22 protein-coding genes are annotated in these 19,253 nt (G+C 67.0%); 12 read left to right on the forward strand and 10 right to left on the reverse strand.

Features of this window, described 5'->3' with window-relative positions; all coding sequences use genetic code 11:
* The first annotated feature begins 6 nt into the window (after positions 1-6).
* The 3 genes from resB (at position 7) to NL241_RS06625 (ending at position 4,122) form a co-directional block, all read left to right on the forward strand.
* Positions 7-1,539, forward strand: a complete 1,533-nt coding sequence (resB, locus tag NL241_RS06615) for a cytochrome c biogenesis protein ResB (RefSeq protein WP_494398250.1) — start codon at positions 7-9, stop codon at positions 1,537-1,539.
* Positions 1,536-2,519 carry a c-type cytochrome biogenesis protein CcsB gene (gene ccsB, locus NL241_RS06620; RefSeq protein WP_487691653.1) on the forward strand — a complete coding sequence of 328 codons (984 nt, stop codon included), beginning with the start codon at positions 1,536-1,538 and terminating at the stop codon, positions 2,517-2,519. The genes resB and ccsB overlap by 4 nt, the downstream gene beginning before the upstream one ends.
* A gap of 349 nt (positions 2,520-2,868) precedes the next feature.
* Entirely contained in the window at positions 2,869-4,122 is a 1,254-nt protein-coding gene (locus tag NL241_RS06625) for a MinD/ParA family ATP-binding protein (RefSeq protein ID WP_487691953.1), read from the forward strand.
* A 3-nt stretch (positions 4,123-4,125) separates the two neighbouring features.
* Here NL241_RS06625 and NL241_RS06630 read toward each other — a convergent pair whose 3' ends face one another.
* A complete protein-coding gene (locus NL241_RS06630) occupies positions 4,126-4,290 on the reverse strand; it encodes a hypothetical protein (RefSeq protein WP_487691652.1) in 165 nt (54 codons plus the stop codon).
* Between the two features lie 75 nt (positions 4,291-4,365).
* Here NL241_RS06630 and NL241_RS06635 point away from each other — a divergent pair, with 75 nt between their 5' ends.
* The gene (locus NL241_RS06635) at positions 4,366-4,656 is read left to right on the forward strand and encodes a DUF4229 domain-containing protein (RefSeq protein ID WP_494398251.1); all 291 of its coding nucleotides are present in this window, start codon (positions 4,366-4,368) and stop codon (positions 4,654-4,656) included.
* A gap of 13 nt (positions 4,657-4,669) precedes the next feature.
* Here the strand turns inward: NL241_RS06635 and NL241_RS06640 are convergent.
* A protein-coding gene (locus NL241_RS06640; RefSeq protein WP_316512199.1) for an IS3 family transposase occupies positions 4,670-5,832 on the reverse strand; the annotation gives its coding sequence in 2 pieces (ribosomal slippage) (positions 4,670-5,545 and positions 5,548-5,832; 1,161 coding nt in all).
* 76 nt (positions 5,833-5,908) lie between these two features.
* Here NL241_RS06640 and NL241_RS06645 point away from each other — a divergent pair.
* The gene (locus tag NL241_RS06645; protein WP_494398252.1) at positions 5,909-6,946 is read left to right on the forward strand and encodes an aminotransferase class V-fold PLP-dependent enzyme; all 1,038 of its coding nucleotides are present in this window, start codon (positions 5,909-5,911) and stop codon (positions 6,944-6,946) included.
* An 82-nt stretch (positions 6,947-7,028) separates the two neighbouring features.
* On the opposite strand, the gene NL241_RS06650 is transcribed toward NL241_RS06645, so the two are convergent.
* On the reverse strand, positions 7,029-7,352 hold the full coding sequence (locus tag NL241_RS06650; protein ID WP_487691651.1) for a hypothetical protein: 324 nt from the start codon (positions 7,350-7,352) through the stop codon (positions 7,029-7,031).
* A 308-nt stretch (positions 7,353-7,660) separates the two neighbouring features.
* On the opposite strand from NL241_RS06650, the gene NL241_RS06655 reads away from it, so the two are divergent.
* From NL241_RS06655 to NL241_RS06665, 3 genes are read left to right on the forward strand one after another with little or no spacing between them, the layout of a single operon-like run.
* Positions 7,661-7,885 (forward strand): helix-turn-helix domain-containing protein, encoded by a 225-nt coding sequence (locus NL241_RS06655; RefSeq protein ID WP_494397081.1) that lies wholly within the window; start codon positions 7,661-7,663, stop codon positions 7,883-7,885.
* Complete coding sequence (locus tag NL241_RS06660) at positions 7,885-8,448, forward strand: Clp protease N-terminal domain-containing protein (RefSeq protein WP_494397082.1); 564 nt, start codon at positions 7,885-7,887, stop codon at positions 8,446-8,448. Before NL241_RS06655 ends, NL241_RS06660 begins: the two co-directional genes overlap by 1 nt.
* Positions 8,449-8,495: 47 nt before the next feature.
* Positions 8,496-8,750, forward strand: a complete 255-nt coding sequence (locus NL241_RS06665) for a metallothionein (RefSeq protein ID WP_487691648.1) — start codon at positions 8,496-8,498, stop codon at positions 8,748-8,750.
* On the opposite strand, the gene NL241_RS06670 is transcribed toward NL241_RS06665, so the two are convergent.
* The 4 genes from NL241_RS06670 to NL241_RS06685 are packed head-to-tail and all read right to left on the reverse strand — an operon-like array spanning position 8,716 to position 11,275.
* A complete protein-coding gene (locus NL241_RS06670; RefSeq protein WP_494397083.1) occupies positions 8,716-9,357 on the reverse strand; it encodes a hypothetical protein in 642 nt (213 codons plus the stop codon). The two genes, NL241_RS06665 and NL241_RS06670, sit on opposite strands and share 35 nt — an antisense overlap.
* Positions 9,358-9,359: 2 nt before the next feature.
* A complete protein-coding gene (locus NL241_RS06675; protein ID WP_494397084.1) occupies positions 9,360-9,659 on the reverse strand; it encodes a DUF2510 domain-containing protein in 300 nt (99 codons plus the stop codon).
* A gap of 59 nt (positions 9,660-9,718) precedes the next feature.
* Complete coding sequence (locus NL241_RS06680; protein WP_494397085.1) at positions 9,719-10,591, reverse strand: 1,4-dihydroxy-2-naphthoate polyprenyltransferase; 873 nt, start codon at positions 10,589-10,591, stop codon at positions 9,719-9,721.
* A 21-nt stretch (positions 10,592-10,612) separates the two neighbouring features.
* The gene (locus tag NL241_RS06685; protein ID WP_487691643.1) at positions 10,613-11,275 is read right to left on the reverse strand and encodes a DUF1345 domain-containing protein; all 663 of its coding nucleotides are present in this window, start codon (positions 11,273-11,275) and stop codon (positions 10,613-10,615) included.
* Between the two features lie 86 nt (positions 11,276-11,361).
* Between NL241_RS06685 and NL241_RS06690 the strand changes: the two genes are divergently transcribed.
* A complete protein-coding gene (locus tag NL241_RS06690; protein WP_487691642.1) occupies positions 11,362-12,138 on the forward strand; it encodes an S-methyl-5'-thioadenosine phosphorylase in 777 nt (258 codons plus the stop codon).
* On the forward strand, positions 12,135-13,163 hold the full coding sequence (locus tag NL241_RS06695) for an NAD-dependent epimerase/dehydratase family protein (protein WP_494397086.1): 1,029 nt from the start codon (positions 12,135-12,137) through the stop codon (positions 13,161-13,163). The genes NL241_RS06690 and NL241_RS06695 overlap by 4 nt, the downstream gene beginning before the upstream one ends.
* 60 nt (positions 13,164-13,223) lie before the next feature.
* On the opposite strand, the gene NL241_RS06700 is transcribed toward NL241_RS06695, so the two are convergent.
* The gene (locus NL241_RS06700; RefSeq protein ID WP_494397087.1) at positions 13,224-14,072 is read right to left on the reverse strand and encodes a hypothetical protein; all 849 of its coding nucleotides are present in this window, start codon (positions 14,070-14,072) and stop codon (positions 13,224-13,226) included.
* Positions 14,073-14,242: 170 nt separating this feature from the next.
* Between NL241_RS06700 and NL241_RS06705 the strand changes: the two genes are divergently transcribed.
* Positions 14,243-15,376 (forward strand): nitronate monooxygenase, encoded by a 1,134-nt coding sequence (locus NL241_RS06705; protein ID WP_494397088.1) that lies wholly within the window; start codon positions 14,243-14,245, stop codon positions 15,374-15,376.
* On the opposite strand, the gene NL241_RS06710 is transcribed toward NL241_RS06705, so the two are convergent.
* Positions 15,331-16,707, reverse strand: a complete 1,377-nt coding sequence (locus NL241_RS06710) for an FAD-dependent oxidoreductase (RefSeq protein WP_494397089.1) — start codon at positions 16,705-16,707, stop codon at positions 15,331-15,333. The genes NL241_RS06705 and NL241_RS06710 overlap by 46 nt on opposite strands.
* A 63-nt stretch (positions 16,708-16,770) precedes the next feature.
* Positions 16,771-17,781, reverse strand: coding sequence for a phosphotransferase enzyme family protein (locus NL241_RS06715; protein ID WP_494397090.1), 1,011 nt, complete (start codon positions 17,779-17,781; stop codon positions 16,771-16,773).
* 116 nt (positions 17,782-17,897) lie between these two features.
* Between NL241_RS06715 and NL241_RS06720 the strand changes: the two genes are divergently transcribed.
* Entirely contained in the window at positions 17,898-19,214 is a 1,317-nt protein-coding gene (locus NL241_RS06720) for an aspartate aminotransferase family protein (RefSeq protein ID WP_494397091.1), read from the forward strand.
* Positions 19,215-19,253: the final 39 nt, after the last annotated feature.

Raw genomic sequence — 19,253 nt, forward strand, 5'->3', positions numbered from 1 at the left:
ACCTCGATGGGCACAGCGCTGGTGCTGCTGTTCCTGCTCGCGCTGGCCGCGGTGCCCGGCGCGCTGGTGCCGCAGCGCAGCCTCAATGCCGGCAAGGTCGACGAATACCTGGCCGAGCATCCGACCATCGGGCCGTGGCTGGACCGCTTCCAGTTCTTCGACGTGTTCTCCAGCTTCTGGTTCACCGCCATCTACGTGCTGCTGTTCATCTCGTTGGTGGGCTGCCTGACCCCGCGGATGGTCGAACACGCCCGTAGCCTGCGGGCCGTCCCGGTGCCCGCGCCCCGCAACCTGGCGCGGCTGCCGAAGCATCACGAGGCGACGGTCGAAGCCGAGCCCGATCAGCTGGCCGAGAAGATCGCCGGACGGCTGCGAGGCTGGCGCAAGACCATACGGAAAGACGAAACCGGCCAGATCACCGAGATCTCCGCCGAGAAGGGCTACCTGCGCGAGTTCGGCAACCTGGTGTTCCACTTCTCCCTGCTGGGGATCCTGGTGGCGGTCGCGGCGGGCAAGCTGTTCAGCTACGAGGGCAATGTCATCGTGATCACCGGCGGCCCGGGTTTCTGCTCGGCCTCACCGGCGGCCTTCGATTCGTTTCGCGCGGGCAACACCGTCGACGGCACCTCACTGAACCCGATGTGTGTGCGCGTCAACGACTTCGAGGCGAAGTACCTGTCCAACGGGCAGGCCACCTCGTTTGCCGCCGATATCGAATACCAGTACGGCGAGGACCTGACCACCGACACCTGGCAGCCGTACCGGCTGGAGGTCAATCATCCGCTGCGGGTCGGCGGCGACCGGGTGTATCTGCAGGGCCGCGGTTTCGCGCCGAGCTTCACTGTCACGTTCCCGGATGGGCAGACCCGCAGCCAGACCATCCAGTGGCGCCCCGAGGACCAGACCACGTTCCTGTCCTCCGGTGCGGTGCGCATCGATCCGCCCGCGGGTATGTACCCGGACCCCGATGAGCGACGCAACCAGCAGATCGCCATCCAGGGGCTGTTCGCGCCCACCGCTCAGCTCGACGGGACGTTGCTGTCGTCCAGCTGGCCGGAGCTCAACGACCCCGCGGTCGCCGTCGACATCTACCGTGGTGACGCCGGCCTGGACAGCGGCCGCCCGCAGTCGATCTGGGACCTCGATCCGCGGCTGATCGACCAGGGCCGGCTGACCCGGGAGGAACGGGTGAACCTGCGCGCCGGGGAAGAGGTCCGGCTGCAGGACGGCACCACGGTCCGGTTCGACGGGGCCACCCCGTTCGTCAACCTGCAGGTCTCACACGACCCAGGTCAGATCTGGGTGCTGGTGTTTTCGCTGGCCATGATGGGCGGGCTGATGGTGTCGCTGATCATCCGCCGGCGCCGGATCTGGGTGCGGATTGCCCCAGCCAGCGCAAACGGTACCGTGAACGTCGAGCTCGGCGGCTTGGCGCGGACCGACAACTCCGGCTGGGGAGACGAGTTCGAGAAGTTGACGGAGCGACTGTTGGCCTCCACCGACGCGTCACCGGCCCCGTCTAGAGAGAAGGTTCGATGAACTCAGATGCCGTCGACATCGGGCTGGCCCGGTATTCGGACTGGGCTTTCACGTCGTCGGTCGTGGTGTTGGTGGTCGCGCTGCTGTTGCTGGCCGTCGAGCTGGCCTACAGCCGCAGCCGCAAGGTCACCGAACGCGAACTGGTGATGGCCGGTTCACACAACGGATCGGTCGCGGTCGACAGCGACCGCCCGGGCCTGGTGGCCGACACTCCGCGGCGGCCCGTCGACGAACGCATCGGCCGCACGGGTATCGCGCTGGTGTACGTCGGTATCGCCGCGCTGCTGGCCTGCATCGTGCTGCGCGGGCTGTCCACCTCACGCGTGCCGTGGGGCAACATGTATGAGTTCATCAACCTGACCTGCCTGTGCGGGCTGATCGGCTCGGTGGTGGTGCTGCGCAAACCGCAGTACCGGTCGCTGTGGGTGTTCGTGTTGGTGCCGGTGCTGATCCTGCTCACGGTGTCCGGCAAGTGGCTCTACAGCCACGCCGCCCCGGTCATGCCCGCGTTGCAGTCGTACTGGCTGCCCATCCACGTGTCGGTGGTCAGCCTGGGCTCCGGGGTGTTCCTGATCGCCGGTGTGGCCAGCATCCTGTTCCTACTGAAGATGTCACGATTCGGTAATGGCGACGGGGCGGTGGCGCGTGTGGTGCAGCGCCTTCCCGACGCTCAGACCCTGGATCGAATCGCCTACCGCACCACCATCTTCGCGTTCCCGGTGTTCGGTTTCGGCGTGATCTTCGGTGCCATCTGGGCCGAGGAGGCATGGGGCCGCTACTGGGGTTGGGATCCCAAGGAGACGGTGTCGTTCATCGCTTGGGTGGTTTACGCCGCCTACCTGCACGCCCGCTCGACGGCCGGGTGGCGCGACCGTAAGGCGGCCTGGATCAACATCGTCGGCTTCGTGGCGATGGTGTTCAACCTGTTCTTCATCAACCTGGTGACCGTGGGTCTGCACTCCTACGCCGGGGTGAGCTGACTTATTCGAAGGAGAAGTGTTGTCTGATCTACCGACCGGTCCAGGAGACCGAGGGACGAGGGCGACGCAGGGCCGGGAGCAGGAGACCCTGACCGGTCCAGGAGACCGAGGGACGAGGGCGACGCAGGGCCGGGAGCAGGAGGTCCCGTCGCACAGCGCTGAAGGCCGCCACGGTCGGGAAAACGATCCTGAAAAGGACGAGCCGACAACATGGTTCGCCGAGCAGCCCGCCGAGGAGCAGCAGCACGACTCGCCGGCGCACGAGAAGCCCGAGCCGCCGACCACCTACACCGAGTTCCACACGCCCGGGTACGGCACGCCGGCCGTCAGCGACGGCCCACCGCGGCCGCTGAGTGGGTTCCGGTCCGAGCAGCGGTTCAGCGAGCCCACCGGACTGTCCGGGGCGCCCGCGCCGCGCTGGAACCCGCCGCCACCGGAATGGCCGGATGTCCCACAGCACCAGCAGTCGTCGGAACCGCAGACCGAACGCTTTCACTTCGTGTCGCCGCCGAGTGCACCTCGCCCGGACTACCCGGCTCCGGAGTATGCGCAGCCCGAGTTTGGGCAGCCCGAGTATGCCCAGCCGGAGTATGCGCAGCCCGATTTCGGGCAGCCGCCCAGCGCGTTACCCGTGCCGTACCGGCCGGAGATCCCGCAGACGCCGTACCCCGACTTGTCCAGCAGTTCGCTGTTGCGGGAGGTGAAACCGCCACCGTCGAGCGGATGGCGGCGCGCGCTCTACCTGGCCTCGGGCAAGCTGATCAATGTCGGTGAGAGTCCGAAGGACATTCATCGCAACAATCTCGTCGCGCATGTCAGGCAGCCGTTGGCGGGCTGCTATCGCATCGCGGTGGTGTCGCTTAAAGGCGGCGTCGGCAAGACCACCATCACCGCCACACTCGGTTCCACCTTCGCCTCGGTGCGCGGGGACCGGGTGATCGCCGTGGACGCCAACCCCGACCGGGGCACGCTCAGCCAGAAGGTGCCACTGGAGACGCAGGCGACGGTGCGCCACCTACTGCACGACGCGGCGCGGATCCAGAGCTACAGCGATATCCGGGCCTACACCTCGCAGGGTCCCAGCCGGCTCGAGGTGCTGGCCTCGGAGACCGATCCCGCGGTGTCGGAAGCGTTCAGCGGCGACGACTACGCCAGGACTCTGCAGGTACTCGAACGCTTCTACAGCCTCGTGCTGACCGACTGCGGGACCGGGCTGATGCACTCGGCGATGTCCGCCGTCCTGGCGAAGGCGGACACCCTGGTGGTGGTCAGCTCCGGTTCGGTCGACGGTGCCCGCAGCGCTTCGGCGACGCTGGACTGGCTCGACGCGCACGGCCATCAGGAGCTGGTCCGCAACTCCGTCGCGGTGATCAATGCGGTGCGGCCGCGGTCTGCCAAGATCGACATCCAGAAGGTGGTGGATCACTTCTCGCGGCGGTGCCGGGCGGTGCAGCTGGTGCCCTTCGACCCGCATCTCGAGGAGGGCGCGGAGATCGATCTGGAGCGCTTGCGGCGAGACACCCGGGAGTCCCTGATCGAACTGGCAGCTGTGGTCGCCGATGGATTTCCCAGCGCGAATCGTGGTGCAGATACGCGCTTCTGAGCTCTACGACCGCGGCTTGTTGTCCGGGTGGTTGAGCCGCCACAGGAACTCGGGATCGTCGTCGGGCCCGATGGTTCGGGGTCTCGGACGGTCCGCGCGAGCCTTGTAGACCCGCCAGCCGACGTACACCGCTGCGGCCAGAAGAAGCATGAGGACCAGGAACGACACGAATAACCTCCTTGGTCCGAATATACGCGCGTCGGTAGGCTCGGGTTCGTGGTTGAACAGCCCCGGACCAGTCAGATGATGATCGATGTACTGGCCTACCTGGTTGCGCGGCTGCTGTTGGTGGGAGTGCTGGCGGCGGCCATCTTCTTCGGTGCCCAGCTGATCGGGATCGAGGAGTTCCCGGTGGTGATCGCGTTGCTCTTCGCCATCGTGATCGCGCTCCCGTTGGGCATCTGGATCTTCGCGCCGTTGCGCAAGCGGGCCACCGCCAGCATCGCCGCCGTCGACGAACGGCGGAAGCGCGACCGCGCACAGCTGCAGGCGCGGCTGCGCGGTGAGGACAGTTCGGGTCTGCTGCACGAGTAGGTGACAGTTTCGGTCACGCGGCCTGACTGGCCGGTGTGGTCATGATGGCTTCGAATTCCACCGGGGTCAACCGGCCAAGGCCGGCTTGTCGGCGGCGTCGGTGGTAGGTGCGTTCGATCCAGGTGACGATCGCGATTCGGAGTTGCTCGCGGGTGTCCCAGCGGCGGCGGTCGAGCACGTTCTTCTGCAGCAGGGAAAAGAAGCTCTCCATGGCAGCGTTGTCGCCGGCCGCGCCGACACGGCCCATCGAGCCGACCATCTCGTGATGGTGCAGTGCGTGCACGAATCGCCTTGAGCGAAACTGAGATCCTCGATCCGAATGTAGGATGCATCCCGCGACATCTCCGCGTCGGGCCACCGCGCTGTGCAGTGCACGGGTGGCCAGTCGGGACTTCATTCGGGAGTCAATGGAGTAGCCGACGATCCTGTTGGAGTACACATCTTTGATGGCGCACAGGTAAAGCTTGCCCTCACCGGTACGGTGCTCGGTGATATCGCTGAGCCACAACTGATTCGGCGCGTCGGCGGTGAAGTCGCGTTCGACGAGATCGTCGTGGACCGGTGGGCCGGGCTTGCCGTTCTTGCCGCGGTTTTTGCCGAACACGCTCCACAGTTGGTTCTGGGAGCAGATGCGCCAGGCGGTGCGCTCGGCCATCGGCTCGCCAGCGTCGCGGGCCTCCTCGACCAGGTAGCGATATCCGAACTCCGGATCATCGCGGTGCGCGTCGAAAAGGGCGTTGACGCGGTAGGCCTCGACGCGTTCGGCGTCGGTGACAGGGGAGGCCAGCCAGCGGTAATACGGTTGGCGAGCGAGCTTGAGGACCCGGCACGTCACCGCGACGGGGATCCCGTCGGCGGCGAGCTCTTTCACGAGCGGGTAGATCCTTTTCCCGGCAGGTTGGCCTGCGACAGATACGCCGCGGCACGGCGCAGGACCTCGTTTTCCTGCTCGAGCAGCTTGATCCGCCGCCGGGCCTCACGCAGCTCACCGGACTCGCCGGTGGTCTTGCCGGGCTTGGCGCCCTCGTCAATGTCGGCCTGACGGAGCCATTTCTGCAGCGTCATCGGGTGCACCCCGAAATCGGTGGCGATCTGCTCGATCGTCACCCCGTCATCGCGATTGCGGGCCACGCGCACGACGTCGTCGCGGAACTCACGGGGATAGGGCCTTGCCATGGGGACATCCTCCCAGCCTGCCCACCCAGGGCAAGCCGACTCAGATGTCACCTACTCGTGCAGCAGACCCTTCCTCCTGAGCCGGGTCGCGTTCGGTGCCGAGTTCTCGGGCGCCGACGGCTACCTGGACTCGCCCACGGTCGGGCTGCCGCCTACCTTCGTCGCCGAGGCAGTCGCTGCTCATGTGGATGCGTGGCGCCGGGGTGCGGTGTATGCGCCCGACTTCGACCGGGACGTCGAGGCGGCCCGTGCCGGTTACGCCGCGCTGGTCGGCGTGCCGGCCGCCGCCGTGGCGATCGGGGGCAGTGTGTCGGCGCTGCTGGGGTTGGTGGCGGCCGCGGTGCCCGCCGGTGCTCGGGTCGCGACGTTGGCCGGCGAGTTCACCAGTGTGAGTTTCCCCTTCGCCGCGCAAGCGGCGCGCGGAGTGACGGTCACCGAGTTGGCTCCCGGTGAGTTGGAGCGACGGGCGGGGGAGTTCGACGCGGTGGCGGTCAGTCTGGCGCAGTCGGCGACCGGATCGGTGCTCGACGTCGAGACGCTTCGCGCCGAGGCCGGGATGGCGCTGACGGTCATCGATGTCACGCAGGCGCTGGGTTGGTGCGATGTGGATCTGTCGTGGGCGGACGTGACGGTGGGTGGGGCGTACAAGTGGCTCCTGGCGCCGCGCGGGATGGCCTGGATGTCGGTCCGCGACTCGGTGCTCGAAAAGCTGACCCCGCACGCGGCGAATTGGTATGCGGGGGACAACCCCTGGGCCACCGTCTACGGCCTCCCGCTGCGCCTGGCCTCCGGTGCCAGGCGTCTCGACGCGTCGCCGTCGTGGGTCAGCGCCATCGGTGCGGGCGCGAGCCTGCCTTGGCTGGCCGGTCTGGACCGTGCGGCCGTGCACGCGCACACCGTGGGGTTGGCCAACCGTGTGCGCGCTGAGCTGACGATGCCGGCCGTTGACTCGGCCATTGTGTCGCTGACCGTTGCCGATACCGACGCGGTGTCGATCCGCCTGAGGCAGGCCGGGATTCGGGCCGCGGTACGGGCCGGGCGGGTGCGGGTGGGCTTTCATCTGTACAACACCGACGACGATGTCGATCGGCTGTTGCAGGCGCTGCACGGCTGACCGCCGGCATGCGTGCCGGGGGGGTGTTCCTCACACACGAAACGGGCGCCCGCTTGGGCGCCCGTCTCGAGGTCGTCGGCCGTTACTTGACGTTGACGTACACCGTCTTCACGTTGTCCGGGGCGAACTGACGGTCGTTGACCGAGGAGTAGCCACCTTCATTGCCGTTGTTGGTGTTGGTGTGGGTGAATGTCGGGCCCTGGCCTACGGAGACCACGCTGGCCTGATTCAGCGGGGCGTTCGACAGGCGGTTGACGATCACCTTGTAGCCCTGGTTTTCGAGGCTGGAGATGGTGTCCTGGGCGTTGCCGGCTCCGGTGGGAGCGGCGATGGCCGGGGCGGCCAGGCCGAGGAAGCCTGCGGTGAGGGCGGTGGCGGCGATGGTGGCAAAGCCAAACTTCTTCATGGTCGTGCTTCTCTCTGTACTTCTTTGGTTGCGAATCGTGCCTCGCAGAGAGATCTGTGGGTCGCGGTTCGGATCGGTTTCTCGTTCCGGTCTGCTTGCTTAAACCAGCATGTCAGGGGATTAATTCCATTGGCAGCATTTGGTTCTCGGGTGGCAGTGATCACTCGTCGAGACTGCCGGGGGTGTGCCGGCACGCCGATGCTTCCCGCAGTGACCGCAGTCTCAGCGCAGCCGGCGTAGCAACGTGGCCCACACAGCGGTGTCAAGATTGGTTGACGCGAACCTCTCGTCAAGTTACGTTGACACGCATGAGTGAGTCCGCGTCGCCTCCGCTGGAGCACCCCGACGAATTGGGCAGTGTCGACCCCGCGGTCGGGCTGCGCGCCATCGGAGCCCTGCAGCGGCTACAGGAGCGGCTGGAAGCGCTGCATGTGGCCAACGCCCGTGAACAGGGCTGGAGCTGGCAGGCCATCGCCGACGCGCTCGGAGTCAGCCGCCAGGCCGTTCATCAGAAGTACAACCGGAGGCGATGATGTTCGAACGCTTCACCCGCACCGCCCGCGTTGCCGTGGTGCTCGCCCAGGAGGAGGCCCGCGATCTCGATGCCCGTGAGATCGGCGCCGAGCATCTGCTGGTCGGGGTGCTGCAGAGCGCCGGCCGTGACCTGTCCACCGTGCTGGGCGGATTCGGTCTCACGGCCGACGCGGTGCGCTCCCGCCTTGCCGCCGCTGACCCCGACCGCGGCGCGTTCGACGATGACGCCGAGACGTTGCGGGCCATCGGTATCGACCTGCATGCCGTGCGCGCGGCGGTGGAACGCGGCTTCGGGCCCGACGCCTTCGGCGACGCACTGCGTCGTTCCGGACGTCGCCGGCGGCGCCGCGGCCACATCCCGTTCACCCGATCCGCGAAGAAGACCCTCGAGCTGGCACTGCGAGAAGCATTGGCGCACAAGAGTAAAGAGATCAGCAGCGAGCATGTGCTGCTGGCCGTTCTGCGCGGCGGCGACCCTCGGGCCGTCGGGCTGATCACCGAGCACGTCGGCGTCGACCAGCTGCGCGCGGCCGTGGAGTCGCTACTGGACAAGGCCGCCTGAACAACGCGTGACTGTTTGGCTCTGGGTTCGGCGGGCACTCAAGTCTCATGACGATCTGCGATACCTGCGGCAACGACTACGACAAAGCTTTCACCGTGACCTTCGCCGACGGCCATTCCGCGACGTTCGACAGCGTGGAATGCGCTGCAGCACAGCTCGCACCCGAGTGCGTCCACTGCGGCTGCCGAATTCTCGGCCACGGCATCGAAACCGACGACGGCATCTTCTGCTGCGCCCACTGTGCGCGCAAGGACTCCAATGCCGACGTCAACGACCGCTATCCGGTGCCTTCTGGGGCGTGAGCACCGCGCCGATGGTGAGCAGCCAAGGGTGGCCGGGGTGGATCACGTCGAGCCATCCCCAGAGTCGGGCGAGGCGGTGGTCCGGCATCGCGGGAAGCACGCGTGCGAGGTCGTGGATGTCTTTGGCGCGCGGATTCTTCGCCTTGAACAGCAGCGCCACCTCGGGGATGACGTAGGGTACGCCGTCAGCGGTGCGCAGAATGAGTTCGTCGTAGCTCATGGTGAGCGATGGATCCCTGCGGCAGACCCAGCGGCCGCCGGCATGGGGTTCCCGGAACACGTCCAGGTGGTACCGGCCCGTCGCCCGGTCGCGTAGCCAGGTCTGGTGCGTGGCATCGGCGTGGTCGGGATAGGGGCCCAGGCATCCGTCGCCAACGCAATCCCACTCATACCCCGGCAGCGCATCGATGATGTCGTCGAACCGATTGCGGGGGACACCGATCTCGAGGTCGCCGTGGGCCCGCGGTGCGCCATCGAGGTAAAGGTCGATCGCCCAGCCCGCAGCGACGTACCAGGGCGCGGTGACGCCGGACAGCCGGCGGGTCACCTCCCATGGTGTCCACCCGGACCACAGACGGTCGCACTCGTCGGCTGAAATGCGGCGCATCGCTACAGCGACTGCAGCACATCGCTGATCACACGGATCAGCGACGGCAAACCGTCGGTCAACACAACAAGTGCAGCGGCGTTGAGCAGACCGAATCCGACCATCGTCGCGAGCGCGGCGCACAGGCGCCAAGGGGTGATCACGCGCGATGGGATGCCCGACAGGTTTCGCCGTCTGCTCCACGCACGTCCGTTCCAGTACTCCCAACGGTCGGTGCCCGCCGGGTCCGGGTACCAGCCGGCGGGGCGGTGGGCGTCGAAGAGCCATTCCTGAGGACGGTTGTCGAACATCCACGCGCTCACGGTGAGATTGTGCAGGACAACATGTCACCGCAACGCGGTCTCGGCGAGATCGTCGAGGGTCAGCTTCCGAGGAACAACGCGACGGCCACGGCGATCGACCACACCAGCATGGTCAGGCCGGTGTCGCGGAGCACGGGGATCAGCTGCGGTCCGCCCTTGCCGGACGTCACAGGCCGCGAGGCGCGTACCGCCAACGGTGCAGCCACCAAGCCCACCAGACACCACGGGGTGGCGAACGCCAGGCCGATGGTCGCCAGGCCGGCCACCGCGAGCAGCACCACGTACAGCGTCCGGGTGCGTGCGTCGCCGAGTCGCACCGCCAGCGTGATCTTGCCCGACTCGGTATCGGTGGGAATGTCGCGCAGGTTGTTGGCCACCAGCACCGCCGACGACAGGCATCCCATCGCGACGGCCGCCACGGCGCCCACCCAATCGACGGTCAACGCCTGGGTGTACTGCGTGCCCAGCACCGCCACCAGCCCGAAGAACACGAAAACCGCGATCTCGCCAAAACCCAAGTATCCGTAGGGTTTCGACCCGCCCGTGTAAAACCAGGCACCGGCGATGCACACCACGCCGACGGCGATCAGCCACGGGTTGCTGACGATCGCCAGCACCAGACCGGCGATCGCGGCAAGCAACAGACTGATGACCGCGGCCGTCAGCACCGACCGGGGTGAGGCCACCTTCGAGCCCACCAGCCGCAGTGGCCCCGCCCGCACGTCGTCGGTACCGCGGATCCCGTCGGAGTAGTCGTTGGCGTAGTTCACCCCGACGATCAGGGCCAGGGAGACCACCAGGGCCAGTAGCGCCTTCCACCAGACCGCGCCGTCCAGCCAGGCCGCCGCGCCGGTGCCGGCGATGACGGGCGCGACCGCATTCGGCAGCGTCCGCGGACGAGCGCCTTCGATCCATTGCGCGACGGTGGCCATGCCGATGATCGTCCCACGACCTCAGTTGATCGCCGTCAGGCCCACCACGAGATTCAGCGTCATCGCCAGGATCACGGCTCCCAGCAGAAACGACAGCAGGGCATGGGTGAGGGCGGTGGACCGGATGTCCCGGCTGCGCAGATTGGTGTCCGACACCTGATACGTCATGCCGAGGGTGAAGGCCAGGTAGGCAAAATCCGCGTAGGCGGGCTTGTCGTCTTGATTGAAGTCGATGGCCGCGGGCGGGCCGGTGTAGTACTGCCGGGCGTAGCGCAGCATGAAAACGGTGTGCACGGCGAACCAGGACGCCGCCACCGACAGGGTTCCGACGACGGCGGCCGGCACGTCACCACCCTTGGCGGATTCGGCGGCCAGCAGATAACCCACGCCGCCGAGGCTGCCCACACTGGCCAGCAACATCATCACCTGCGTGAAGCCACGGGTGGAGTCCTCCTCGTGGGCGTGCCGCGCATGTGCCTCGGTCCGCTCGGCATCCATCCGTCCCACCAGCAGCCACGTCCAGGCGAGGTAGATCGAGGCGACCACCACCCAACCCGCCGCCGGGGCGTACGGAACACCGGCCGTCGACGCCACCACCAACGCCGCGACGACGCCGCCGGCGGCGGCACCGGCTAGGCGGACAACGGCCGGGCCATCTGCACTGAATGCGGACACAACAGCCACCAGGGCAGTCAACCACCGTTGCTGGGAAGCGGATGTCACAGCACCGTCACGAGTCGGCGGCACCGGTCATGCACCAGAATGGACGGATGCTCGGAGTCATCGGCGGCAGCGGTTTCTACTCGTTTTTCGGGGCCGACGCCCGCACCGTCAGCCTCGATACCCCGTACGGGGCGCCCAGCGCGGCCGTCACCGTCGGCACCGTGGGTGAGCACGAGGTGGCATTCCTGCCGCGCCACGGCGTCAAACACGAGTTCTCCCCGCACACCGTGCCGTACCGCGCCAACATGTGGGCGCTGCGCTCCCTCGGGGTGCGGCGGGTGTTCGGCCCGTGCGCCGTCGGCAGTCTGACACCCGATCTGGGCCCGGGTGCGATGGTGGTGCCCGACCAGCTCGTCGACCGCACCAGCGGGCGCGCCGCCACCTATTTCGACTCCGGCGGTATCCACGTCGATTTCGCCGACCCGTACTGCCCGGACCTGCGGTCAGCGGTCACCGACCTGCCGGACGTGGTGGACGGTGGCACGATGGTGGTCATCGAAGGGCCTCGATTTTCCACCCGGGCGGAGAGCCAGTGGTATGCCCGGGAGGGCTTCTCGCTGATCAACATGACCGGTTACCCGGAGTCGGTACTCGCCCGCGAGCTCGAAATCTGTTATGCCGCCATCGCTTTGGTGACCGATCTGGATGCGGGTGTGGAGGCCGGCAGCGGGGTCAAGGCGGTGGACGTGTTCGCCGAATTCGAGAGAAACCTGGTGCCGTTCAAAAAGCTGGTGCACGAGGCCATCGAGTCGGTGCCGCAGGAACACACGTGCACGCACTGCTCACCGCACGAAGGCGTGACGCTGCCGATCGACTTGCCGTGAAGGTTCTGCTGACCGGCGCCGCCGGGTTCATCGGCTCGCAGGTGTCGGCCGCGCTGAAAGCTAAAGGGCACGAGGTGATCGGTCTCGACGTGCTGCTCCCCGCGGCGCATCACGACGGCCGCCTTCCCGACGGTGTGGTGCGCGGCGACGTGGCAGCCCCGGACATCGTGGCGCATCTGCTCGATGGGGTCGACGTCGTGTGTCACCAGGCGGCGATGGTGGGCGCCGGGGTGGACGCCGCCGACGCGCCCGCGTACGGCAGGCACAACGATTACGCGACGACGGTGCTGTTGGCGCAGATGTACGCCGCCGGCGTGCAGAAGCTGGTGTTGGCGTCGTCGATGGTGGTCTACGGCCAGGGTGGTTTCGAATGCCCGGTGCACGGGGCCGTCGATCCGGTGCCGCGCCGCCGGGAGGATCTGGACGCCGGGATGTTCGAGCATCGCTGCCCGCTCGGCGATGAAGAGGTGGGCTGGACCCTGGTACCCGAGAGCGCACCGCTACGGCCGCGCAGTCTGTACGCCGCCAGCAAGACCGCGCAGGAGCATTACGCGCTGGCCTGGGCCGAGGCCACCGGTGGTTCGGCTATCGCGTTGCGCTATCACAACGTCTACGGCCCCGGTATGCCCCGTGACACACCGTATTCCGGTGTCGCCGCGATCTTCCGCTCGGCTCTGGAAAAGGGACGGGCACCCAGGGTGTTCGAAGACGGCGGGCAGATGCGCGATTTCGTCCACGTCAGCGACGTCGCGGCTGCGAATGTGGCGGCGGTGGAAAGTGACAGCAACGGCTTTCTCGCCGCCAATGTATGCTCAGGACAACCGATTTCGATCCTGCAGGTCGCCGATCTGGTGTGTGAGGCACGCGGCGGCCCGGCCCCGGAGATCACCGGGCAGTACCGCAGTGGCGATGTCCGCCATATCGTCGCCTCGCCGGAGGGGGCCGCGCAGACGCTGGGGTTCCGCGCCGCGGTGTCGCCGCGGGACGGCTTGCGGGATTTTGCATTCGCCCCGCTGCGGGACTAGGTCCCGTTGAAGCGGAACTCAGTCGACGAAAACCGGCGAAATCGTCGACTGAGCTCCGTCTCAACTCGCTCTCGGTGTCAGACGCACCTGCCTGGCCCGTCGCACTCGTGCGATGATCTCCGGGCGCCGGTGATCCCTGAGCACCCGGATGACGATCCAGCCCGCGGCGGCCAGGTGTTCCGCGCGCGCAACATCGTTGGCGAAGCTCTCACGGTCAGTCCTGTGGTGCTCACCGTCGTATTCGACCGCAACCATCAGCTCGGGCCATCCCATATCGAGGTAGTAGCTGCGGCCGTCGGGGCGCGGCACCCGAATCTGGGTCTGCGGTCGTGGAAAGCCTGCGTCTATCAGCGTCAGCCTCAGATACGTCTCCTGTGGCGACTCGGCTCCGGCGTCGACTTGCGCCAGCATCGAGGCCATTGAGGACAGGCCTCTCACGTGGGGATGCCGCCGCGCCACTTCCAAGACCGCAGCGTTGTCGAAGTGGGTGGCACGGGCCAGCGCGTCGAGTCGGGCGATGGTCTGCCGGCTGGTGTCGCGGCGCGCCACATCAAATGCGGTACGTGCCACAGTCGTCACCGAAATGCCACGACACGTCAGCACCTCGTCGTCGAAAATGGTCTGATTCCTGGTGACAACACCCGGCGGAGGTTTGGTGTTGGCCAGATTGAGCTCCACTGGGGTGTTCGCATCCATCCACTTCGCGCCGTGCCAGGCCGAGGCTGTCAGTCCGGTCACAACGGCCTTGCCTTTGGACCATTTCCACGCGGCCAGGATCCAGTCCTCGAGCGTCAGTTCACCCTTGGGTGCATAGGTGTCGGGCAGCAGGCGTTGATAATCCTTGGCGAGCCGGTACTTCGTAATGAGCCCCGCCGCGACTGCTTCACTTCCGACGAACACTCTTGACACGAGGGCGACATTGGCACGAACGTGCCGCAGCGCGTCGACACGCATCCACAAGCCAGTTGAGGCGGAGCTCAGTCAACAAAATCCGGCCAGATCGTCGACTGAGTTCTGCCTCAACCCGAGATGCTGGCCCTACTTGACAGGCGTCAAGTGATGATGGCAATACTGATCGGGTGAAGACACCGATCTGCGATCGCTTCGGCATCGAGTTCCCGTTGTTCGCGTTCAGCCACTGCCGCGACGTGGTGGCTGCCGTGACGAATGCGGGCGGGTTCGGGGTGCTGGGCGGGACGGCGTTCACCCCTGACCAGCTCGAGCAGGAACTGGCCTGGATCGACAGCGAGGTCCGCGGCAAGCCCTACGGCGTCGACATCATCGTGCCCGCCAAGTTCGAGGGCAAAGGCGAGTCGCTGTCCACCGGTCAACTGGTGGACCGCATTCCCGCCGAGTATCGCACCTTCGTCGCCGAACTGCTTGCTGCACACGATATCCCGCTCGACGATCGGCCCCGGCACGGCGGCTCCAACCTGTCGGGGGACACCGGAGAGCAACTGCTGGACGTCTCGCTCAAACACCCCATCAAGATGATGGCCAACGCCCTCGGTGTCCCACCGGCCTACATGATCGAGGCCGGCGCCAGCAGCGGTGTCCCGGTCGCCGCGCTGGTCGGCGCCAAGGAGCACGCCATCAAGCAGGCCGAGGCCGGGGTCGACGTGATCATCGCCCAGGGCACCGAGGCAGGCGGACACTGTGGTGAGGTGTCGACGCTGGTGCTGGTGCCCGAGGTCCTCGAAGCGCTGGAGGCGCACCCCAGAGGCAAGGACGTCCCCGTGCTGGCGGCGGGCGGCATCGTGACGGGCCGGCAGATGGCTGCCTGTGTGGCGATGGGCGCCGCGGGTGCGTGGACGGGTTCGGTGTGGTTGACGACGGAGGAGGCCGAGACCGCGCCGCACACCGTCCAGAAGATGCTGGCCGCCTCCTCGCGCGACACCGTGCGGTCGATGGGACGCACCGGCAAGCCCGCCCGTCAGCTGGTGTCCGACTGGACCAACGCCTGGCAGCCCGCCAGGGAGGGCCATCAGACCCTGCCGCTCCCGCTGCAGAACATGCTCGTCGAGCCGGTGCTGCGCCGGGTGGACAAGCTTGCCGCACAAGGACATCCGGGCGCCCAGGCGCTGGCCACCTACTTCGTCGGGCAGGGGGTGGGCTTGATGAACAAGGTGAAACCCGCCCGCGACGTGGTGCTGGAGTTCATCGAGGACTATGTGACCGCCGCCGAACGGCTCGGGGCCTCGCTGGAGGACTGAACCGGATTTTCACGGCCCAGCACCCGCCGGATGATCGCCGGCCGCATCAACCGGGTGGGCGGATCCAGGAGATTGGTCACCCGCACGAACTGCTCGTGCACCACGAGGTCGGAGGCACATCGTGCGATGACGCGGTCGGTGTACCAGCCCAGCAACCGGGTCGCCGGCGTGCGGCGGCCCTGCACCTCGGGGATCGCCAGATCAGCGCCGGTGGCCAGCTGCCAGGCGGTGTTGATCGTCTCGGACGTCGCCGCGAAGAACCGCCGGGCCAGCTGATCGTCACCGGCGCGCAGGCAGTCGCGCAACGCGAGCGCTTCCAGCGCGGCCACCGACATGCCCTGCCCGTAGATCGGGTTGAAGCTGCAGATTGCGTCGCCGAAGACCACGAGGCCGTCGGGGAAGCGGTGCATCCGGTCGTAGCGGCGCCACTGGGTGGAGGCGTAGCGGTAGCGAGACGGTTCGCCGATCGGTTCGGCGCGGCGCAGGGCTGCCATCATGGGCTCGGGTGCCCAGCTCTCGGCGAAGTCTCGCAACGCATCCCACTCGGTGGGCGGCTCGATGCCCACCATGCCCACGCTGGTCAAGAGCCAGGTGTTGTTCTCACACTTGGCCAGCACCCCGCCGGCGGTGCCGCCTTTCTTGGCGTTGATCAAGAAGAGCTTCGCAGGCGGCTCCGGGGACGCGATCCGCAGCAACTGACTCGTGTAGGACACCCGTACGACGGTGCCGAGTTCAGGTGGTCGCTGGTAGCCCAGTGACTCGAGAAACGCAGGAGTGCGCGCTCCTCGGCCCATGGCGTCGACCACCAGGTCTGCGGCGATCTCTCGCGTCGGCCCGCCGCGGTGTGGTGCGACCGCCACCCCGGTGATGCGATTGCCCTCGGCGGTCAAGTTCACCACGTCGTGTGAGTCCAGGATAGTCACCGTATCGGATCGTCGAAGACGTTGACGGACATGGGTTTCCAGGAATGGACGGGTCGACTGGTACATCTGGAACGCGCGGTCGAAACGCCCATCTTCGCGGCGCAGGTTCTGGCCGCTGAGCACTTGCCAGAAATCGCTCAGCCGATCGGTGGACAGTTCGACGGCGCCGTCGCCGAGGAACGCGTCCAGGATTCCGGGAAACAGCTGTTCGACGGCATCGGACCCGCTGGCCAGCAGCACGTGCACGTGCCGCCCCTGCGGGACACCGCGCCGGTTGTCGACATCCTCGGGCAAAGTGTCGCGCTCCACGACGGTCACCCGGTCGTAGAACTCGGAGAGCACCCGCGCAGCGAGTAGTCCACTGATACTTGCCCCCAAAACCACTGCATGCTCGCCCAGTCGGCTCATGGCACCCCCTTGATAGGCCTGAGCAGCCAGTCTCGGGCGGGGCGCCGGGGGCGACTAGCGTAGTCAACTACCCCATATCGAGTTTTTCAGCCAGGAGTCGTCGCCGAGGTAGCGCTCGGCCAGCCGGGCGGTGCCCGCAGCGAATGTCGGTGCCAGAGTTCGGGCGGCGTCGGCGTCGGCGTGGCTACCGATCCAGGCCGACAACATGACGCGGCGCAGCATCACGAACGTCGGCACCAGCTCGAGGTGCTCGTCGGGGAGTTTGCGTACCTCCTGGTAGCCGCGCAGCCAGTCGGCGATGATACGTTCGGCCTCCGGGGTGTCTTCGATGAACGACACCACCGCACCGAGATCGGCCAGATGCCAGGACCACCCGCAGTCGTCGAAGTCGATGACGGTGATCGGTGCGGCCGGATTCGTGGGATCCACCATGAGGTTGGCCATGCGCAGGTCGGCGTGCACCAAGCCGAAACGATCGGCCTCGGTGCCGAATGCGGTGAGAAGCTCGATGATTCGTTCGGTGGCGAGTCCGATCACCGTGGTGTCGGCGTCGCTGAGGTGGGGCGCGCCGCGCCAGTCGCCCCAGCGCGCGACCGGGCTGATGGTGGTTTCCAGATCCCACCGGAACCGGGTGAAGAAATCCGGGGCCTGCCAGTCCTCGACATGGTTGTGCATGAGCGCGGTCAATCGGCCCAGCTGATCGAAGCCCACCGCGTCGGGCTGCTCTTCGGCGGTGCACCCGGGGATGTAGGAGACCGCGTCGACGTACAACCGCGTCCCGGCCACATCGGCGCTCACCACATCGCTTCCGTCGCGGGCCGGGATCAGATGCGGTGTCATCACTGTGGTCTCGTCGCGCAGTGCCGCCATCCAGCTCAGCTCGGAGCGGATCGCCGACAGGGAGTGGTAGCCGGGCCGGTGCACTCGCACCACCAGGGGCTCGAGCCCGGTATCCGCCAAGTAGGTGGCGTTCTCCGACAGGCTCAGCAGCCGCAGCGGGGTGTCGGCGGCAAGCCCATAAGCGGGCAGCGCCGCGCGCGCGAAGTCCTGGTGGTTGGGTGGCAGACCTGGCATCGGAACAGTGTGCGGCACCCAAACCACTTGCGCGACCGGGCGCGTCCCGTACAAATTACGTACTTCGAGATGCTCGCCGCGACGGAATCCGGCGCAGATGGCATCGTTGTGGCGTTATGAGTTTCTCCAACATCATGGATTCCAACAGCTACTCGGCCGGCGCCACCGGTCAGGCTGAACCGCTGATCGCCAAGCGGGAGGAGATGCTCGGCCCGGCGTACCGGCTGTTCTACGAACGCCCGGTCCATCTGGTGCGCGGGCAGGGCACGTACCTCTTCGGCGCCGAAGGTGAGCGGTATCTCGACGCCTACAACAATGTGGCCAGCGTCGGGCATTGCCATCCGCATGTGGTGGAGGCCGTCACCCGGCAGCTGTCGACGCTCAACACCCACACCCGCTACCTGCACCAGGCCATCATCGACTACTCGCAGCGGCTACTGGACACGCTGCCGTTCGAGATCGATCAGGTGATGTACGCCTGCACCGGCTCCGAGGTCAATGACCTGGCCTTGCGGGTGGCTGAAATGCACACCGGCGCAACAGGTGTCATCATCACCGCCGACGCCTATCACGGCAACACCGCCGCTGTCACCGCCATCTCGCCGTCACTCGGCGGGCCCGGTACACAGGGTCCGAATGTGCGCACGGTGCCACCGCCAGACAGCTACCGGGTGCCCGGCGATCAACTGGCCCAGCGCTTCGCCGCTGATGTCGCAGCCGCCGCCGACGAGTTGAGCGAGGCCGGTTACGGGGTGTCGTGCCTGATCGTCGACACCATTTTCTCGTCCGACGGCATCTACACCGACCCGAACGTGCTCAAACCCGCCGTCGACGTGGTGCGCTCGCGCGGGGGAGTGTTCATCGCCGACGAGGTGCAGCCGGGTTTCGCCCGCACCGGTGACTCGATGTGGGGGTGCCTGCGCCACGGGGTCACTCCCGATCTGCTGACCACCGGGAAACCGATGGGCAACGGGATGCCGGTCGCCGCCATGGCGGCCCGCTCCGACGTCCTGAAATCGTTCGCCGTCGGGATGCCCTACTTCAACACATTCGGCGGTAACCCGGTGTCCATGGCCGCGGCGTCGGCCGTCCTCGACGTCATCGAGCACGAACGGCTGATGAGCAATGCAGCCAATGTGGGTGCGACGCTGCGGCGGGAACTGACCGAGATCGCGCTCGCGCATCCCGGCGTCGGTGACGTCCGCGGTGCGGGTCTCTACATCGGCGTCGAGATGGTCAGCGATCCCGAGACCAAGAAACCCGACCGTGCCGGGGCGCGCTGGCTGGTCAATGCGCTCCGGGAGCGACGGGTGCTGTTGTCGGTGTGCGGGCATGACGGCAATGTGCTGAAAATTCGTCCGCCGCTGGTGTTCTCGATGGCAGATGTGGACTGGTTCTGCACGGAGTTCGAGGCGGTGCTCAAGGCTCGGTAGCCGGTCGCCGAGGCGGTGAGGGACGAGCCGGGGAGAGCG

The organism is Mycolicibacterium sp. SMGY-1XX, assembly GCF_059132455.1.

Excerpts from the sequence above, each read along its gene's own strand:
- NL241_RS06655 (WP_494397081.1), top strand. The coding sequence starts at position 7,661 with ATGAGTGAGTCCGCGTCGCCTCCGCTGGAGCACCCCGACGAATTGGGC.
- NL241_RS06710 (WP_494397089.1), bottom strand. The coding sequence starts at position 16,707 with ATGAGCCGACTGGGCGAGCATGCAGTGGTTTTGGGGGCAAGTATCAGT.
- NL241_RS06665 (WP_487691648.1), top strand. The coding sequence starts at position 8,496 with ATGACGATCTGCGATACCTGCGGCAACGACTACGACAAAGCTTTCACC.
- NL241_RS06650 (WP_487691651.1), bottom strand. The coding sequence starts at position 7,352 with ATGAAGAAGTTTGGCTTTGCCACCATCGCCGCCACCGCCCTCACCGCA.
- NL241_RS06660 (WP_494397082.1), top strand. The coding sequence starts at position 7,885 with ATGTTCGAACGCTTCACCCGCACCGCCCGCGTTGCCGTGGTGCTCGCC.
- NL241_RS06680 (WP_494397085.1), bottom strand. The coding sequence starts at position 10,591 with ATGGCCACCGTCGCGCAATGGATCGAAGGCGCTCGTCCGCGGACGCTG.
- ccsB (WP_487691653.1), top strand. The coding sequence starts at position 1,536 with ATGAACTCAGATGCCGTCGACATCGGGCTGGCCCGGTATTCGGACTGG.
- NL241_RS06670 (WP_494397083.1), bottom strand. The coding sequence starts at position 9,357 with ATGCGCCGCATTTCAGCCGACGAGTGCGACCGTCTGTGGTCCGGGTGG.
- NL241_RS06715 (WP_494397090.1), bottom strand. The coding sequence starts at position 17,781 with ATGCCAGGTCTGCCACCCAACCACCAGGACTTCGCGCGCGCGGCGCTG.
- NL241_RS06635 (WP_494398251.1), top strand. The coding sequence starts at position 4,366 with ATGATGATCGATGTACTGGCCTACCTGGTTGCGCGGCTGCTGTTGGTG.
- NL241_RS06720 (WP_494397091.1), top strand. The coding sequence starts at position 17,898 with ATGAGTTTCTCCAACATCATGGATTCCAACAGCTACTCGGCCGGCGCC.
- NL241_RS06690 (WP_487691642.1), top strand. The coding sequence starts at position 11,362 with ATGCTCGGAGTCATCGGCGGCAGCGGTTTCTACTCGTTTTTCGGGGCC.
- resB (WP_494398250.1), top strand. The coding sequence starts at position 7 with ATGGGCACAGCGCTGGTGCTGCTGTTCCTGCTCGCGCTGGCCGCGGTG.